A 17182-nucleotide genomic window follows, 5' to 3' on the forward strand; every position below is an offset into this window, starting at 1 on the left:
TGAATATTGAAACTCACTATTTCAGTTAACAGTCTATTATTAACTAACCCGAAAACCAAAAACTATATATGGCTACTTTGAAAGAACCAAAATCATTATTAGAAACTACATACCTTGCTAAAGGAACTATAGGAAATGTAGGAATGCCAGGAGCTCCAATTGCTCATTTTTCTGTAGTTGTATCTACAGAACAAGATACAGTATCTGGAATTGTGGAAATTACTCAAGCAATAGATAGACCAACAATAAAATTAAATGTTGCTGGAAGATTACGTCATACAGGATATGGTGATATTACACAAATTATAGATTTAAAGGGAGAATATGTTGTTTCTATGCCTCCTCCTGCAATTGGAAGTTATTTAGAACAATTTGAAGCGTATTTAGATGTTGATAAAAGTTGGAATGGAACAGGTGGTTTCTCTTTTGGATTTCAAAAGCAGAATAACGTTCCTGTTAAATCAGCAAATTAAAAAAATATAATTTAGGGGATTATAAATTTTAAGGTAATACTTGGAAGATGTTAACTTCTTTGTATTACCTTATTTTTATCTAAAAATTGTATTGTCTCTTATAAATGCATTCTTATAGCGTTCACTAAAAGGAATTTTCTCTAAATTATTAAGAATAATAAGATTATCTTCTAAATATATTTCTTTAATACTCTTTACATTTACTAGATAATTTCTGTGTACTTGTCTGAAATTATCATTATTAAGCATTTCTTTTAACTTTACTAAAGATAACTTTACTAAATATCTTCCTTCACTACATTGAAGGTTACAATATTTTTCTTTGACATCAATAAAATTTATAGAATCTACATCTACTTTTACAACGCTTCTTTTATGCTTTATGAACAGATATTTTGGACTTAACACACCACTATCATCGCCAAAACTGATACTATTATTTTGTTGATAACAAGATTCTATAGCTAACTCTAGAGAGTATAATAATTCTAATTTATTATAAGGTTTTAGTAAATAAACTAAAGGATTAGTAAGTTTGGCTTCATCGAAAACAGCTCTACTTTGCATACTTGTTAAAAATAAAAACGGCACATCTATTCCTTCTTTATTCAAACGCTGAGCAAATTCAATTCCTTCAGGTTTACCATCAATCATAATATCTAAAATGATAACATCAAAAAAGCGATTTTTAATTTCACTTTCAGCTTCTGCTAGATTTCTAACTCTAGTAATTTCATATTCATGCTGATGTAAAAAATCGATTAACTCTTGCGCTTCTTTATCTAAATCTTCTAGTAATAATAATCGAAGGTTTTTCATGTAGTAATGGTTTATAAGATAAAAGTATAAAAAAGTTAATGAAATTTAGATTTAGGAAAGGAAATAATGAAAACTACTATTCTTTTATTCGTTTACAACGGGTAATTGAATTGTAACTTTTGTTCCTTTACCAACTTGACTATCAAAAGATAAAATTCCATTATTTTTTTTAACCAAAGTCTGACATAAAATAAGTCCGAGTCCTACTCCTTCTGAACGATCTATCTTATCAATACTTACACCTTTTAAAGCATTAATTTTCTCTAGTCGGTCTTCTGAAATTCCAATACCTGTATCTTGAATAGATACATAGCTGTAATCTTCACTATCTATTCCAATTTCAACAGTAATTTTACCTACTCCATTCATATACTTAACTGCATTATCTAAAAGATTACGTAATACAATTTTTATAGATTCTCTGTCAGCATTCACTATTGAGTTCTGAATATAATTTGTAGAAATTGCTATCGCATTAGCTTCAATCAAGTTTTCATAATCATATAAAACGTGTTCAACTATTGGCTTTAAAGGATATGATTTTTGTGCAAAAACCATTTGATTACTTTGTTCTAAAGACCAATGCAATACGTTATTTAATAAATGACTAGTACTTTCTGTAACTGTAATAGCTGTATTGTTTGCTTCTTTGATTCCCTCTAAATTATTATCTGCAATATGTTTTTTTAATTGTTCATGCTGATACTTAATCGTATTCATTGGAGAACGTAAATCGTGAGATACAACAGAAAACAGATAGTTTTTTGTTTTGTTGGCAATGGCTAAATCTTCTTTTTGTTGAGTGATTAAAGTATTCTGTTTTTTTAATTTAGAATAAAAGAATCCCAACGCACCTATGAACAACAATAAACCAGAAGCTCCAAAAAGCAATCCGCGTTGGACTGCTTCTTTTTGCTTTATTTTACTTTCTTGTATTGCAATCTCTTTATCTTTTTGAGCGACAGCTAATTCTTTAGTTCTTTCTGCTAACTCTAAAATTCGATCTCTATTAGATAATGAATCTTTCCATTTAATAAACTCTCTGTAATAATCTACACTCTCTTTATAACGTTTACGATTACGTTCTATAACCGCCATATTTTGAGCTGTATTTTGTTTTAATGTTAAATTACTATAGTTTTTAGATAAATCATATGACTCCTTAAATAATGGAATAGCTTCATCATCTAAATACTGTTCATAATACACATTAGCTAAATCCATTTTTGCTCTAATAAAAGACAATGTATCTTTTCTATCTAATAAACTTAATTCTTTATCAAAATACTTTTTAGCTTTTACGTAATCTTTCTTATGCATGTAAGAAAGAGCTAAATTATGAAACATTGTTTTTCTTGATTGAATATTGACTGAGGAATCTTTGGAAATCCAAGACTCTATATTAGTTATAGCCTTATCGTATTTTTTTAAATTCAAATAAATATTCCCTAAAAGATATTTTTTGATTTGTGAATATTTTTCATCGCCGGAAATATTATTAATATTTAATAGTGATTTCTTATTAAACCCCTTTACAAAAGCACAATACCCATTTATACAATTAAAAAAATCTTGCTCTTTTATTGTTTTAGATAAATCTAAAGCTTCAGTACTGTATACATAACAAGAATCATATTGTTTATTATTATAGAATTCAACAGCTTTACAGAATACTTCATTTTTAGAATCAAGGCATATTGAATTACCAATATTTAATAGCGAATTTGTTTTTTGAGAAAAAATAGAAATTTCAAAAAAAACAAAGAAAATTACTGAAATTTTTAAATAATACTTCAAAATATTACATAGTTGGTGGTGGTGGAACTGCTGGTGTAGTTACTGTTCCTCTACTTAATTCTGGATCTAAATCTCCTTGTGCTAAAAATAGTACCTCAAAACTACTGTTATCATCTATTGTATAATTAAATTCTAAAGCATACAGTTTACATTCATAAGAAGAAGCACCTTGTGCATCAAAATCATAACAAACTGCAAAAGAACGTGATGTAAACTGAGTACTTGTAGATTGAACAAGATCTGCTGTTTGGATATCTTCGAAGTTTGCCAAAACAACAGTAGCACTTTCAGATGTTCCAACTAAAGAAACTGCTTGTGTTGGTGTATAGCCTGAATAGTTTCCTTGACAAAAATCTGTTACTGACTTTGGAACTAAAGTTCCTGTTGGAATATAACATAAAGCGTAAACAGAGTAATTGTTGTTACCGTTATTGAAAACAGTTACTGCTGGATAATTAGAATTTGGGTTGTAATTTACTGTAGTGTTTAAATCTGTTAACACTGGGTTTGCTCCTATTGTAATAGATGCCATAGTTTTTAAAATTGTTTGATTAGAAAGACTAAATCTACAATAAAATTTGAAGAAAAAGCAATTTTTTCATTAATCTAATCAAAACAAAATAATATTATAACGTAAACTAAAGAATACTAATAAATTATTAGGAGACTTTGTCGTATTTACTCTGCCAAATGTATCTATTAAAGTTTTTTCCTAGAGAAACTCCCCACAATAAACTTAACCCTACAGCCCCTTTAAAATAGAATAAAAACAAGACGATAAAATAACTAATTGAAGAATGTTCTCTAAAAAAGAAAGTATGCGTAGCTAATGAGAAAATAAAACACAAAGCTAATAGCGTAAAAATGAAATTATCCAAATCCTTAACAAACCAAAATTTAAACTTTCTGAATGGATGCAAATCATTACCCCATTTATGAATTAAATAGTAATAACCATTTCCCATAGGTACAAAAAGCATTGGATCATCTGCCTTTTTTAATCTAAATAAAACAGAGGGAGCAATTATTTTAAAACCTTCTAAATTTGTATTATGAGTTCTCTCTAATTCGTGTATTTTAGTAATTGCCTCTTCAGGAAAATCTCCTTTAAAAAAACTAGTATCAAGAAAACGAAGTCGGTAATCAATACATATTTTTCGTATTTGCTCTATATGAAAAATAGCATTAGAATCAACAAAATCAATATCAAAACGATTCGTATTTTCAATATCACTTTCTTCTTTTAATTTATCTTTTGTAGCTGTTCTGGCTGCATCTAAATCAGAGAAAATTTCTTCTATCCAAAAATCTATAGCAAAATTCTTAAGTTCTTTATTTCTTAATTTAAGTAATCTTTCTTGTAAATTAACCGGATGTAACATGATAACTATCTATTTACCATAAAAATACAACAAAAAAACCAGTGTAAAATCACACTGGTTTTTTCGGTTTTATTTAGAAATATTCTAAAGAAGTTTTAGAATTTAAATTGTAGTGTCGTATACCAATTTCTTGGTGCAGAAGGAATGATTCCTGGACCTGGATATCCTGTTGCTCTTCTTGTAAAATATACTTCATTTAAAGCGTTATTTACCCCTACTTCTAATTTTAAAAATTTATATGTGTATGAAGCTGAAAGATCTAAAATGCTATATGCAGGAATTGGCCCACGAACAGCATTAGAATTATCTGGTGTAGCAGAATTATTTGCATCGTTAAATTGTTCTGATAAATATGAATATTGAACACTTGTTGTAAAATCTTTATATCCAAACTTTAATCCCGTTTTTAAGTTTACGTCTGGCACAAACTCTACTTTGTTTCCTTCAATGTTATTTTCTCTTGAAGAAGTGTATTCAGAGTTAATAAAAGAAGTATTTATAAATGTATTTAAACTATAATCGTTTGACAAATTAAATACTTTTTTAAGATTAACATCTAATAAAGATTCCACACCTATAATTCTTGCTTCACCAACATTTGTTCTTAATTGACCAACAGTATTTAAAGGTGGGATTGTAGTTGTAAAATCTCCTATTCTATTATTGTAAAATAAAGCGAAACTACTTAAATCGTAAGAAATGAATCGATTTAAGTTTCCACGAACACCTAAATCTATTGTGAAACCTTTTTCGTCTTCTAAATTTGGATCTACTGCATTAGACGGGTTTACAATGTTTACATCGGAAAAAGTAATAGAACGATAATTTTGAGAAACATTACCGTAAACCTCTAAAGCATCATTAGGTTTGTAACTTAAACCTAATCCTAATAAAACAAATGAGCGGCTTTTAGTAAGATTATCTGATTCTTCTACTGTTCCGATTGGATTTCCAGCGGCATCTGTATTTACACGTCTTCTAAAACCATCACTTCCTGTATTAATGTATTCGAAACGAAAACCTGGGGTAATAGAAAATTGATCGTTTACATAAAAAATATTCTCTCCGAAAACAGCTATATTTTCATTCGGATTCTCGAAATTTGATTGAAACGTAAAGTTCGGAAATTGATCTAAAGCTGAACTAAAATTCGCATCACTTCCATCTGTCCCTGGACCTTGAATAGATCTATTATCTGCTTTATAATATTTAGCTCCCAATAAGTAAGTTGCTTTCTTTCCAAATAAAGTATATCGATCTAAAAAACGAGCTTCAAAACCAAAATTATTAAAATCACTACTCAACAATTCTCTAGCCTCTAAATTGTCAGGTAAATCAACTCTCCTATCTCTAAAACCTATAGCTTTTCTCGAAGCATTTAAACCAAAGAAACTGAATGTAAGTTTTGTGTTTGTAGAAAAATCATGAGTATATTTTAGGTTATATAAAAACCAATCTACATTAAACCAATTTCTTTCTCTATTACTTTGAAAAGGATCTTCAGCAAACATTCTGTCCGTTAAACCACCTGCTTGTTGTGATAAATAAGTTAAATAGGTTACTTCACCTTCTATCTTAGATTTATCAGAAATTTGATATCCTAAATGAGCGAAAATATTTTTTGAATTAAAACCTGAGTTTGGTCTGAATCCATCTCCTTGTTTGTAATTATAAAAAGCATAATAACTTAATTTGTCTGATGTGCCGCCAACACTTGTAAAATTTGTAAATAAATTAAAACTTCCTAATGTGCTTCTTGAAACAATTTCGAAAGGTTTATTTGGATTTGGTTTCTTCATTACGAAGTTGATTAATCCACCAAATTGAGTTCCATATTGTAAAGAAGCTGCTCCACGAATAACTTGTATTTCTTGAACTCCTTCTGCTGCTGGTGAATAATAACTTTCTGGATATCCTAAAACATCTGCACTAATATCATAACCATTCTGACGTGTATTAAAGTTTGAAGTTCTATTTGGATCTAAACCACGACCACCAACATTTAATTGTAAACCAGCATCATCATTTTCAAAAATATTTAAACCCGCGACTTGATTATACAATTGTCTGGCGTTGTTTGTTGCTAAATTTGCTGTTGATTCTGTAACTAAGATAACTTCTGTCTTTTTTCCTGCATAGATAGCTGTACCTTCAACATCTTTAAGTCTTTTTAGTTCGAAAGCTTTTCTCTTTTTAGCTGTTATTTCTACTTCTGATAATTCTTCAGAAAAAGAAGCTAGAATGATATTCACATTCTGGTTTGCTATTAATTTTTTCTCTAAAAGTTCATATTCATCTAAGTAGAAAACAACTTGAATTTGAGTTTTATTCGACGTAAACTCAAACGCTCCTTTGTTATTAGTTTCTGTTAGTACGTTTCCTGAACTATCTAAAATCTGTACTTTTTGTAAAGCTTTTTTATTCTCATTTGTAACCGTTCCTTTGTAGCGCTGCTGCCCAAATGCGCATACTGAAACTAGAAATACTATAATAAAACAACTATAATCCTTTAATCTTAATCTCATTTGTAAAAGGTAAAATCCAATATTTATGTTTGAAACTGTTTTTTTCTTTATATAAGTCAACTTTAGCATCTATAAAAAGTTCGCTTGAACGTCCGTTTAATGCCACATAAGAGTCTGCATATACTTCAACATTCTTGTGCCCTTGTTGCGTAAAATGATCTCCTAAAAAGTGAGCATATTCTATAATAAAATCAGGTTGAAAACTCATTTGTTTTTCCTGAAAAGAGGTTAAAAAATCGGTATTGTCAACGTAAAAGAATTGCTTGGTTTTTCCATCAACAATTTTAAATGTTGTGTACCCTGCTTTTTCCATCAACATTACACGCCAAGAGAATCGATATCCTTGTTCTGTCCAAAACAATTCCCCAGGATACAATAAATATCTCCATGGCAATAAAAGTTGTAAAACTAAAAATACACTAACAACCTTCAATGTAAATGTTCTTCTAAATTGAAAAGTTTCAATTACTTCTATGTTATCTGTTTTTAATCTTAGCTTACTTTTTATGAAAGCAATTATTTTATCATGAAAAGATGCGCTAAAAAATATTAGTGTAGCAACGATCATGATGTAAGGAAACATTCCTATCGGAAATAAAACCCTTGTAAACACATGAAAAACAACAACTAAGAAAAAACCAATAGTTCTTGTTCTTTTAAATAATAATAAAAAAGGTATAGACAAATCATAAATAGCTCCACTCCAACTCATAGCGAAATGAAACCATTCTTGTTGCATTAGATTATTTCCAATTAAAGGCAAGTCATATTTAGAAGGTAACCATATTTTTAAAGGTTGTGCCCTAAACAACCAATCGGAATTTAATTTAGCTAAACCAGCATAAAAATATACAATTCCTAAAAGGAGTTTAATACTATCGATTGTCCAATTCGGTATTGTTTTGTATGATTTTTTATTGAAATAACTATCTAATGAAAAAGTTGCATTTGCAGGTAAAAAAATAAGTAGAAAACTAAGAATACTTACAAAATAATAATGATTAAGATAAGTTGTCTTATCCATTAATTCGATATAAGTAAAACTTAAAAAGAAAGTTATTATTGACAATCTATACTTATAACCTACAGCAACTAATACTGCTGAAATTCCGCAAATAATGAAAAGAAGATAGGTATAACTTCCTAACGGTTTAATCCAGCTAAAACCATAAAAAGAAAAGAAAAACTTAGGTTGTATGTATAATTTCTCTATCCATCCATGATACCAAAACCTAATGATGCTCATACACATTAACAACCCGAAAAACAATCGGAAAGTTGCCAACGGAGCAGCACTAGTCTTTTTTAATATGTAATTATTTAAAGTCAATCTCTTATACACAAAAAACTGCCTGAGTTAACAGACAGCTTTTAATATTATACTTACTAAGTTATATTTTTAATCTCCATCAGCATCAACAAAGTCAACACTTACATTAAATGCCTGTAACATATCTACTTTTAACAGTACAACTGCTTTTTGTAATTCGTCATATGCTTTTAACATTTCTATATTATTCGAACTTACTTGATTGAAAAAATTATCATTTAAAGTTTCAATTTGTGTTTTTGCTAAATTGAATTGATTTTCTATGTCTGTAGCTAACGTTGATTTATCCAAGCTAACTAAATAAGATTTAAAACTAGCTCCGTTTGTACCAATATAACCGTGTCCAGTGAAAACATCTTGTACAGATTTTAATCCTTGTAATGCTAATTTTTTAGAAATATCTTTCTTATAGAAAGCTTCTACTTTTTCTGGTAAAGCTGTATTAGAAAAAACTCCTCCTGGTATCCCGAATTTATTTGCTCTTAATCTTTTTTCGTAGTAAAAAATAAAATCATTAACAAGTTTGTTAAGTGCACTAGTAGCTGTGTTAGATGTACTTGAAATAAACTGTGATCTATAACTTCCTTTCCAATCTGATACAATATCTCTAGCTACAGTACTCATTTTTTCTACAATATCATTTACATACTTTTTATATCCTGCAGCATTTGCATCAGTAGTAAATTTTTCAAGTATTGCTGTATCATCAGTTCCTATACCGTTAAATAAATAATCTAAAGCTGGTAAACCTTGAGCATCATGATTATTAGGACTATTAAAATCGTAAGTTCCATTTGTAATATTGCTTTCTATATCTGCAACAGTTACTGGAAAAATATTAAAATGGTTTACAAACTGTAATTCTTCAGCCTTACCAATATCAAACATTGAAACACTTTGCCAGATCATATATGTTGACTCCCAACTTGATCTAACCTCATTTAATGTAGTAGTATTTGGTGTTGTTGTAAAACTAGTTGCATCTGTTTTTAATTGAGCTAACCTAGTTTCTAAAGTTTCGAAAGCAGGAATAATTGTGTTATCTGCTAAAAAGGTTAACAAAGCTCCTCTATCAAAATTATCTGTATTATTATTATCTCCAGGATCTTGTGAATTATCTGAACAAGATAAGATCAACAAGAATGAAATGAATAGTATCGAATATTTTTTAAACATATAAAAAGTTATTTCTATTTATTCTAAATAAAACTCCCGCAAAGATAAAAAGTAGCTATGAATCTAGCTACTTTTTATAAATTTATTTTTATTTAGAATAATTTTAATTAACTACCTGCTTGTTCAACAGTGAAATCAAATTTATCTGCTATTTCATCAGAAATTTCATCAAGAGTAGCGTTAGTTACATCCCAAAAACCATTTCCTTCTAGTAATTTGCTTGTAAATTCACTAATTTCAGAAGTAGTGAAATATGGTTCATTTGTAGAAGTGTTACGAGTGAAACGTAAAGATTCTATAAAACCAAATCCTTCAGATAAATCATGGAAAGCAGATCCTTTATCAGTAGCTAAAGTTAATTTAGCTTGTTGTAAATAATAAACTGCTCTAATAGCTATAATTTTAGAAACTTCATCTCTAATGATTTTAGCTTGAGCTTCTCTTTCTGTGTAGTTTTTAACAACAATTGCTTGTCTTCCTTTCTTAAATGCGTCATAAATTTTCTGTGAAATACCAGCAAAATCAGTATCTCCTTCTACTCTAGAAACATATTTACTTAAGAAACTATCAGCATTGTATTGTGGATTTTCTGCATCATCTGTACCATATAAATATCCGAAAGCTTCATCCCATTTGTGCTCCATGTTTGTGTAGTTCTTATCTGTAGCTAAAACTTGGTTATCGTTATCTGCTACATTAGTTCCTTCATCTAAAACAAGAAAACCTAAATAATTATTTAACATTTGGTCTACCATTAAAGCACCAATTAAAGTTTTATTAATTGCTTGATTTAACTCTAAACCTTTTCCGTTTACTAAACGATTAGATCCTCCACCAGCTTCTTGAATTCTTCCAGCAACACCTGCCGCTGCGTTAGTATTCCAGTTAGGAAAAACTACATCAACTTGCTCTGCAATCCAACCATCAAATTTTTCTTTAATTGCTGTACCTTCAACTACATTTGAAAAGAAATAATCTCTAGAAGCAGCTGTTTTACTTCTAATGCTTTTGTCAGAAGCATTTAAATCTGCATCAGAGAAATCAGCATTTCCTTCTACATGTGCAAACATTCCATCTAAAATTGCTTCTGTTGTCGTTGGAATTGTAGTACTAGAAGGATCATTTTTTAATGCACTGATAAATTCTTCAGCCATTTTAATTCTAGTAGTTTGACCTGAGTAACTTACTGAAGTACTACCATTTCTTTCGAACTTATATGTATCTGGAGCTACAACTTCTGCATCAGGATTTTCTGGAATATTATTGTCATCATCTGAACAAGAAACAAACAATAAACTTGAAACTGTTAAAGCAGATAAAAAAACTTTCTTCATTTTATTAAGACTTATTTTAAATAATTTGACGCAAATATACTATACGTTTTTTCGTAAACAAACTTTATTTAGATTTATTTAAAATAAATTGCTTTGATTTTAAAAATTCAATAACTGCTTTTCTAACATCTACCGCTATTTCACCGGTTTTAGGTCCATAAACATCAAGTACTTGAGGATTGGAATTCTTTAAAAAAGGAATGTCAAAACCTTTCAATAAATAGTCTGAAGTTGCAATGGTATAAACTTTATTGGGATCTATCTTTTGTTCTTTAACTAACCAATAACCTTTATCATTTCTTGCTACATTAAAACGTTGTAAATAAGCGCCCGTACCAGAAGCTTTATCACCAAAGTCTAATACTTCTTTAAGTAATTTTCCTTTTAACTTCACTTTTAATACTGGCCCACCATAAGGTAAAACTCTAAAAATATCTACAGCATTAATATTTCCTTCTAAAATATCATCTATACGAACAGAACCACCATTTACAAAAGCACAATCAATAGTTTTATCACCATATGATTTGCTCATAGATTCTGCTATAATTTGCCCCATATTTGTTTGTACTGATCTAATGGGTGTATCACGTGCATCTAAAGGCTCTGAAGTTTTGTAAATGATTTCATCAGGGTTATCAACTAAATCTTTAATCTTAGTATTTAATAAATTTTGCCATTTTTCAACAACTACATTTACTTTTTCATCTACAGGAAATTTATCATTTATAGTTTTTAGTTCAGATTTAAATTTTAATTCTTTAGTATTTGGATTAAACTCAAAACGATGAATATATACTGTTTTTGCATTAGCGTCAGCTTTAGCTATATAAGTATTTCCTTGTTTAACATACATATTATTATGCTCATGTCCTCCCATTATTAATGGAACATTAGGTAACAACTTTGCTATTTTTTTATCTTCTTCGATTTTAACATGTGTTAAACCTAACACAATATCTACCTTATCTTTTAATTCGTTATAGGTTCTTTCAGCTTCTGCGTACATATCTGAATAGTACACATAACTTTTAGGATTTGATGGAATACAAACACTAATAAATCCAATTTTTACTGACTTCCCTCCTACGTTATATTCTTGAATATAAGTTTCATTAACTGCTTCCTTTTTTCCTTCTATAACTTTATAAAAAAAATGATTTTTCCCATTTTCTTTATGAAAAACATTTGCGCTTAACCATTCAAAATGACTTTCATTTAATCTATTTTGTAAATCATTATAACTTAAATCAAACTCATGATTACCAAATGCTACTAAATCAAAATTCATAGCATTCATTACTTCTACCATTTGTTTTCCTCTAACACGCTCTCCATTTACTTTCATTGTTCCTAAAAGAGAAGGATTTAAAAAATCTCCAGCTAGGACTAACATTGAATTTGGATTTTCTTTTTGAAGTTCTCTATATAAAGCTGAAACTCTAGCCATTCCTCCATATTTATTTCCTTGAATTGGTGCTATTTCATAAACATCATTCAATTGTAAAATGGTGAAATAAATATTATTAGGTTGTCTTAAAAATTTATACTCTTCTGAAGATTTTAGTGGATTTGAAGTAGATTCACACGCGGTTATAAATACAATAAATAAGATACTGTATTTTATAAAAAAGTTATTAAGCTTCACAGCAATTAATTAAGAATTATTCGTATTTCTTTATATTTTTTCTAATTACTTTTCTGTAGTAAACCAATTCTTCAAACTGGTAGAAAAAGTTAATTTTTAACTCTGATATAGTTTCAGGGTTTTCTATTTTTTTACCTAAAACAAATGCAGTCCAACTTTCTGCTATATCTTCTTCTGGACTTTCTGCAGCATAATCGGTAATAAAATCATTGTAGTTGTCCTTATACAATCCATAAAGCTTTTCAAGGCAACTTTTTTGTTCTGTATAACAAAAGTTTCTTTGAATGTAATCCCATTCTTTAAGAAGAGTACCATCCCAAAATTCATTAACAAATAAATTCAAATAACTCTTCTTATTTGTTGTACCTTCTATAGTTACATAAGGCTCATTTGGTCTTTGGTTGGTTTTTTTCCCTGGTTTAATTTGAGTATGATTTAAGGTAAGTAAATGACCAAACTCATGAACCAAAGTATAAATAGACTGATTAATTCTAGTCTTATCTTTACTAGTAAAATCAACATCAATAGGATCTATAACCAATTGCCAATCAGTATTTTTATCATTTAATGCTCCTAAAGCTCCTGTTTTTTCATCTTCTCCATCAGTCATTAAAACAAGTCTCTTTATATATTTTTGAGTAATTCTTTTAGGGAAGATATTGTAGAATACGCTCCAATTATAACGTGCTATACTCGTTTCTTCGTCATTGTTTTCTATAAATATTCCATTTCTGATTTCCCAAGAGCCTAAGGTTTCACTGTCTCTGTTTGAAACAGTACTATGTGGTATTAAAAAACCAATTAAGAATGTTATTAAAAAACTAAACTTCATTTATAGACTAATAATTATGATTAAAAACGTCTAATACTTTATTGTAAGAGCTTTCAAAGCTCATTGGTTTAATATTGGTTTCAACCTTGTTGGCAGTAAAATAAGAAAGCATTTTTTCTGTGGGCATATTACCTGTTAAATCGTCTTTTGCCATCGGGCAACCTCCATAACCTTTAATAGCTCCATCGAACCTTCTGCAACCTGCTTTGTATGCGCTATCAATTTTTTCAAACCAAGTAGTAGGTGTGGTATGCAAATGGGCTCCGAACTCTATATTAGGGTAACTTGGGGTTAAATTTGAAAAAAGATAGTCAATAACTTTTGGGGTTGAACTACCAATCGTGTCAGACAAAGATACAATTTTAACTCCCATATTTGCAAGTTTTTCTGTCCAATTTGCAACAATTTCTACATCCCATGGATCTCCATATGGATTTCCAAATCCCATAGATAAATAGGCTACTACTTTTTTATTATTTTTTTGTGCGATATTTAGAATATCTTTCAAAATGTCTACTGATTCGGCTATAGTTTTATGCGTATTTCGCATTTGAAAGTTTTCTGATATAGAAAAAGGATATCCTAAATAATCTATTTCTTCGAAAACAGAAGCATCATTAGCTCCTCTAACATTTGCAACTATTGCTAATAATTTACTTCTTGTTGTAGATAAATCTAATAAGTTTAATACATCTGCTGTATCTCGCATTTGCGGGATAGCTTTAGGAGAAACAAAACTCCCAAAATCAATTGTATCAAAACCAACTTTTAACAATGAGTTTATATATTTTGCTTTTACTTCTGTTGGAATAAAATGACTTTTTATTCCTTGCATTGCATCTCTTGGACACTCTATGATTTTTACTTCTTCAATCATTATGCCAAATATAAATATATTTTAATATTAATTCTTCAATCAATAGTGTTAAATAGCATCCGAAAATATTAATTATTTAATTTTAAAGAAATTTTCAAAAAAAGTGTAACAATGAAAATCTAGTTTAGTCTTTGAAGTATAATTTAGAAATTGAAAACACCAGACTTACATATTAATCAACTACTAAAACGCTGTCAGAAAAACGATTCATCTGCTCAAATGGAAATATACAAATTGTATTATAAAGCGATGTATAACTCAGCTTTTAGAATCTTAAGAGATGAATTTGAAGCAGAAGATTTGATGCAAGAAGCTTTTTTAACAGCATTTACTAAATTAAATAGTTTTAAAGGAGAAGTAACATTTGGTGCTTGGTTGAAACGAATTGTTATTAATAAGAGCTTAACTCAATTGAAAAAAAACAATAGATATCAAGAAGTTAAACTCGAAGTAATACCAAATCAACCTGAAGAAAATGATAATTTGAATTATGATAATTTAAATATTAAACATGTTTTAAGTGCTATTCAAAAATTAAAAGATAATTATAGAGTTATTCTTACATTAAATTTAATTGAAGGATATGATAACGAAGAAATCATGCAGATTTTAAATTATAGCAATGAAAATGTTAGAACAACAATTTCTAGAGCGAAAAAGAAATTAAAAGAAGTTTTAAGTAAAGATATTAATAGAATTAATGTAGTATGAAAGATAAATTCGATGATTTTTTTCTTAATAACGATTTCGATATAAATGAACCTCATTCGGGACATGAAGATCGTTTTTTAAGAAAATTAAGCAGACAGCAGAAAAGTAGAAGAAGAATTTCTTGGACATGGATGAGCGCCGCAGCTTCTATTCTACTATTAGTTAGCTTTTTTCTAGGAAAATATACAACGCAAGAAAATCAAGTGCATTCTATTTTTCCTGAAATGGCAGAAACAGAAACATTTTTTGTGAACACTATAGCACAAGAATTAACAGAAATAGAAAAATATAGAAACATAGAAACTGAATCTATTATTGAAGATGCTTTAGATCAAATAGAAGAGTTGGAAGATCAGTTTCAAAATTTCAAAAAAGATCTTAAAGTAATTGGTAATGAAAAACAAATCATTAAAGGAATGATTAATAATTACCAGCAACGTTTACAAATTTTAGAACACCTCTTATTTCAATTAGAATACATTAAAAACCCTAACAAACAAAACGACAACAACAATGAGTTTATATAAAAGAACACTAATTATACTTTTTTTGGCTCCTACTCTAGTATTTGCCAATACAATTAAGAAACATGAGAAAACAAAAACAGTAAGTAAAAAGTTTTCTGTAAATAGTAATGCTACAGTTTACGTTAAAAATAAATACGGAAATGTAAATGTTACTACTTGGGATAAAAATACTGTAGAAATTGATGTTAAAATAACCGTTAAAGGAAATGACATTGATAAAATTGAAGATAAATTAGATGCCATTCGAATTAATTTTGAAGCTTCTGAAAACCTAGTAGAAGCCAGAACAATTATAGAAAACACAAAATCTAGTTGGAGTTTTTGGGGTAAAAGTAACAACATTAATTACAAAATTAATTATTACATAAAAATGCCTGTAACAAATAATGCAGATTTACATAACAAATATGGCAATATTGAATTAGATGTTATTGAAGGAAAAACAAACATAGATTGTGATTATGGTTCAATACAAATTGAAAAACTATTAAACCCTTCTAATTCTATTTTACTTGATTATTGCGGAAGTTCTAATATTCAGTATATGAAATCAGGAAATTTAAATGCTGATTATTCTAAAATTACAATCCATGAATCTGAGAGTGTAAAAGTAAATGCAGATTACACAGGAGTGAAATTAGGGAAAGTTAATGATGTAACCTTTAATTGTGATTATGGAAGTATAACTATAGACGATTCAGATAACATTGATGGTAATTCAGATTATGCAGGAATGCGAATAGGAACTGTTAGAAAGAACTTAAAAATAAACACTGATTATGGTGGTTTAAAAGTTAAAAACTTAATGAAAGGTTTCGAAAGTTTTACTGTAGATGGTAATTATGCTGGTATCAAAATCGGAACTTCTAGTGACAATAACTTCAACTTTGTTATAAACTTAAGCTACTCTGGTTTTAAATATCCAAAAGAACATGTAGAAACATTTAAAGCCGTAAGAAAAACAACTAAAAAGTATTACGAAGGTGTTTTTGGTAAAGGGAATACAAATTCTAAAATAAATATCAAGTCAGATTACGGAAGCGTGTCTATTCGTTTAAACGACTAACTACCTTCTCAAAACCATCGACCTAAAAATCAAATACCTAGCTACGTAATACATCAAATGATAAATTACAATGTAGTACGGACTAGGACTTATATAATTCGAAATAGTTGTTAAAACATCTGCTATTGGAAAGATTAGTACGCCTAAAAAAAAGTACAAAGCTTTAGCATTATTTTTAGTCAATAGGTTTAAAAAAGCAAATAGTATAAGAGCTATAGATACAACCCCCATAATAAAAACAAATAATTGAATATCGTTTACATATTCATAAAGTATCAAATAAATCATCGAAAAAATAAACACAAAAGGAATAGCATAAAGCAATAGTGTTTTCAATGGATGCTTTAAAATAGAATGATAAATAATTATTATATACAAGAACCTGTTTAATATCAATAAAAATAAAGCCTCATAATAAAAGTGTTTTTCAAAAACAAAAAGTGAATCTGAAACTATAGAAAATAATAAAATTACGACGTACCAGTAATTAACCTTAGGAGTTGTTTCTAAATACAAAAAAGACAACAACAGTAAAGTCACAAGCTTTACTGCAAATTCAAAATTTAAATCTCCTAGAGTTACTACGTATAAAACTAAAAGAGAGGCTAAAAAATATAACGTTGTGAAAAATGTAACATTTTTCTTATTTGTATGTCTTTTTCTCAAATGGAAGTATTAATTGTTT

At 28.6% G+C, this 17182-nt stretch carries 16 protein-coding genes; 4 read left to right on the plus strand and 12 right to left on the minus strand.

The features are described from left to right. The first annotated feature begins 68 nt into the window (after nucleotides 1–68). Nucleotides 69–473 carry a DUF1842 domain-containing protein gene (locus Q1A46_RS17045; protein ID WP_299681702.1) on the plus strand — a complete coding sequence of 135 codons (405 nt, stop codon included), beginning with the start codon at nucleotides 69–71 and terminating at the stop codon, nucleotides 471–473. Nucleotides 474–548: 75 nt separating this feature from the next. Here the strand turns inward: Q1A46_RS17045 and Q1A46_RS17050 are convergent, their stop codons facing one another. The 11 genes from Q1A46_RS17050 to Q1A46_RS17100 form a co-directional block, all read right to left on the minus strand. Then, a complete protein-coding gene (locus Q1A46_RS17050; RefSeq protein ID WP_299681705.1) occupies nucleotides 549–1292 on the minus strand; it encodes a LytTR family DNA-binding domain-containing protein in 744 nt (247 codons plus the stop codon). Nucleotides 1293–1376: 84 nt separating this feature from the next. Then, a complete protein-coding gene (locus Q1A46_RS17055) occupies nucleotides 1377–3089 on the minus strand; it encodes a tetratricopeptide repeat-containing sensor histidine kinase (protein WP_299681708.1) in 1713 nt (570 codons plus the stop codon). A 4-nt stretch (nucleotides 3090–3093) separates the two neighbouring features. Then, nucleotides 3094–3621: a hypothetical protein gene (locus tag Q1A46_RS17060; RefSeq protein WP_299681711.1), complete on the minus strand. Its 528-nt coding sequence runs from the start codon at nucleotides 3619–3621 to the stop codon at nucleotides 3094–3096. Nucleotides 3622–3748: 127 nt separating this feature from the next. After that, a complete protein-coding gene (locus tag Q1A46_RS17065; RefSeq protein WP_299681714.1) occupies nucleotides 3749–4471 on the minus strand; it encodes a hypothetical protein in 723 nt (240 codons plus the stop codon). Nucleotides 4472–4566: 95 nt separating this feature from the next. Next, the gene (locus tag Q1A46_RS17070) at nucleotides 4567–6996 is read right to left on the minus strand and encodes a TonB-dependent receptor domain-containing protein (protein ID WP_299681717.1); all 2430 of its coding nucleotides are present in this window, start codon (nucleotides 6994–6996) and stop codon (nucleotides 4567–4569) included. Further along, nucleotides 6971–8248, minus strand: coding sequence for an HTTM domain-containing protein (locus tag Q1A46_RS17075; protein ID WP_299681774.1), 1278 nt, complete (start codon nucleotides 8246–8248; stop codon nucleotides 6971–6973). The genes Q1A46_RS17070 and Q1A46_RS17075 overlap by 26 nt, the downstream gene beginning before the upstream one ends. 147 nt (nucleotides 8249–8395) lie before the next feature. After that, on the minus strand, nucleotides 8396–9502 hold the full coding sequence (locus tag Q1A46_RS17080) for an imelysin family protein (protein ID WP_299681720.1): 1107 nt from the start codon (nucleotides 9500–9502) through the stop codon (nucleotides 8396–8398). A gap of 107 nt (nucleotides 9503–9609) precedes the next feature. Next, entirely contained in the window at nucleotides 9610–10836 is a 1227-nt protein-coding gene (locus Q1A46_RS17085) for a DUF4856 domain-containing protein (RefSeq protein ID WP_299681723.1), read from the minus strand. 64 nt (nucleotides 10837–10900) lie between these two features. Next, complete coding sequence (locus Q1A46_RS17090; RefSeq protein WP_299681726.1) at nucleotides 10901–12484, minus strand: bifunctional UDP-sugar hydrolase/5'-nucleotidase; 1584 nt, start codon at nucleotides 12482–12484, stop codon at nucleotides 10901–10903. Nucleotides 12485–12500: 16 nt separating this feature from the next. Further along, nucleotides 12501–13316, minus strand: coding sequence for a hypothetical protein (locus Q1A46_RS17095; protein WP_299681729.1), 816 nt, complete (start codon nucleotides 13314–13316; stop codon nucleotides 12501–12503). 7 nt (nucleotides 13317–13323) lie between these two features. Then, entirely contained in the window at nucleotides 13324–14193 is an 870-nt protein-coding gene (locus Q1A46_RS17100; protein WP_299681732.1) for a hydroxymethylglutaryl-CoA lyase, read from the minus strand. Nucleotides 14194–14343: 150 nt separating this feature from the next. On the opposite strand from Q1A46_RS17100, the gene Q1A46_RS17105 reads away from it, so the two are divergent. From Q1A46_RS17105 to Q1A46_RS17115, 3 genes are read left to right on the plus strand one after another with little or no spacing between them, the layout of a single operon-like run. Next, nucleotides 14344–14904, plus strand: coding sequence for an RNA polymerase sigma factor (locus tag Q1A46_RS17105; protein WP_299681735.1), 561 nt, complete (start codon nucleotides 14344–14346; stop codon nucleotides 14902–14904). Beyond that, complete coding sequence (locus Q1A46_RS17110; protein WP_299681738.1) at nucleotides 14901–15431, plus strand: hypothetical protein; 531 nt, start codon at nucleotides 14901–14903, stop codon at nucleotides 15429–15431. Before Q1A46_RS17105 ends, Q1A46_RS17110 begins: the two co-directional genes overlap by 4 nt. Then, nucleotides 15418–16497, plus strand: a complete 1080-nt coding sequence (locus tag Q1A46_RS17115; protein ID WP_299681741.1) for a hypothetical protein — start codon at nucleotides 15418–15420, stop codon at nucleotides 16495–16497. Before Q1A46_RS17110 ends, Q1A46_RS17115 begins: the two co-directional genes overlap by 14 nt. Here the strand turns inward: Q1A46_RS17115 and Q1A46_RS20965 are convergent, their stop codons facing one another. Beyond that, nucleotides 16498–17163 carry a lysoplasmalogenase family protein gene (locus tag Q1A46_RS20965; RefSeq protein WP_373456517.1) on the minus strand — a complete coding sequence of 222 codons (666 nt, stop codon included), beginning with the start codon at nucleotides 17161–17163 and terminating at the stop codon, nucleotides 16498–16500. Between the last annotated feature and the right edge of the window lie 19 nt (nucleotides 17164–17182).

The sequence above is a fragment of the uncultured Tenacibaculum sp. genome (assembly GCF_947502995.1).
Classification (GTDB): Bacteria; Bacteroidota; Bacteroidia; order Flavobacteriales; family Flavobacteriaceae; genus Polaribacter.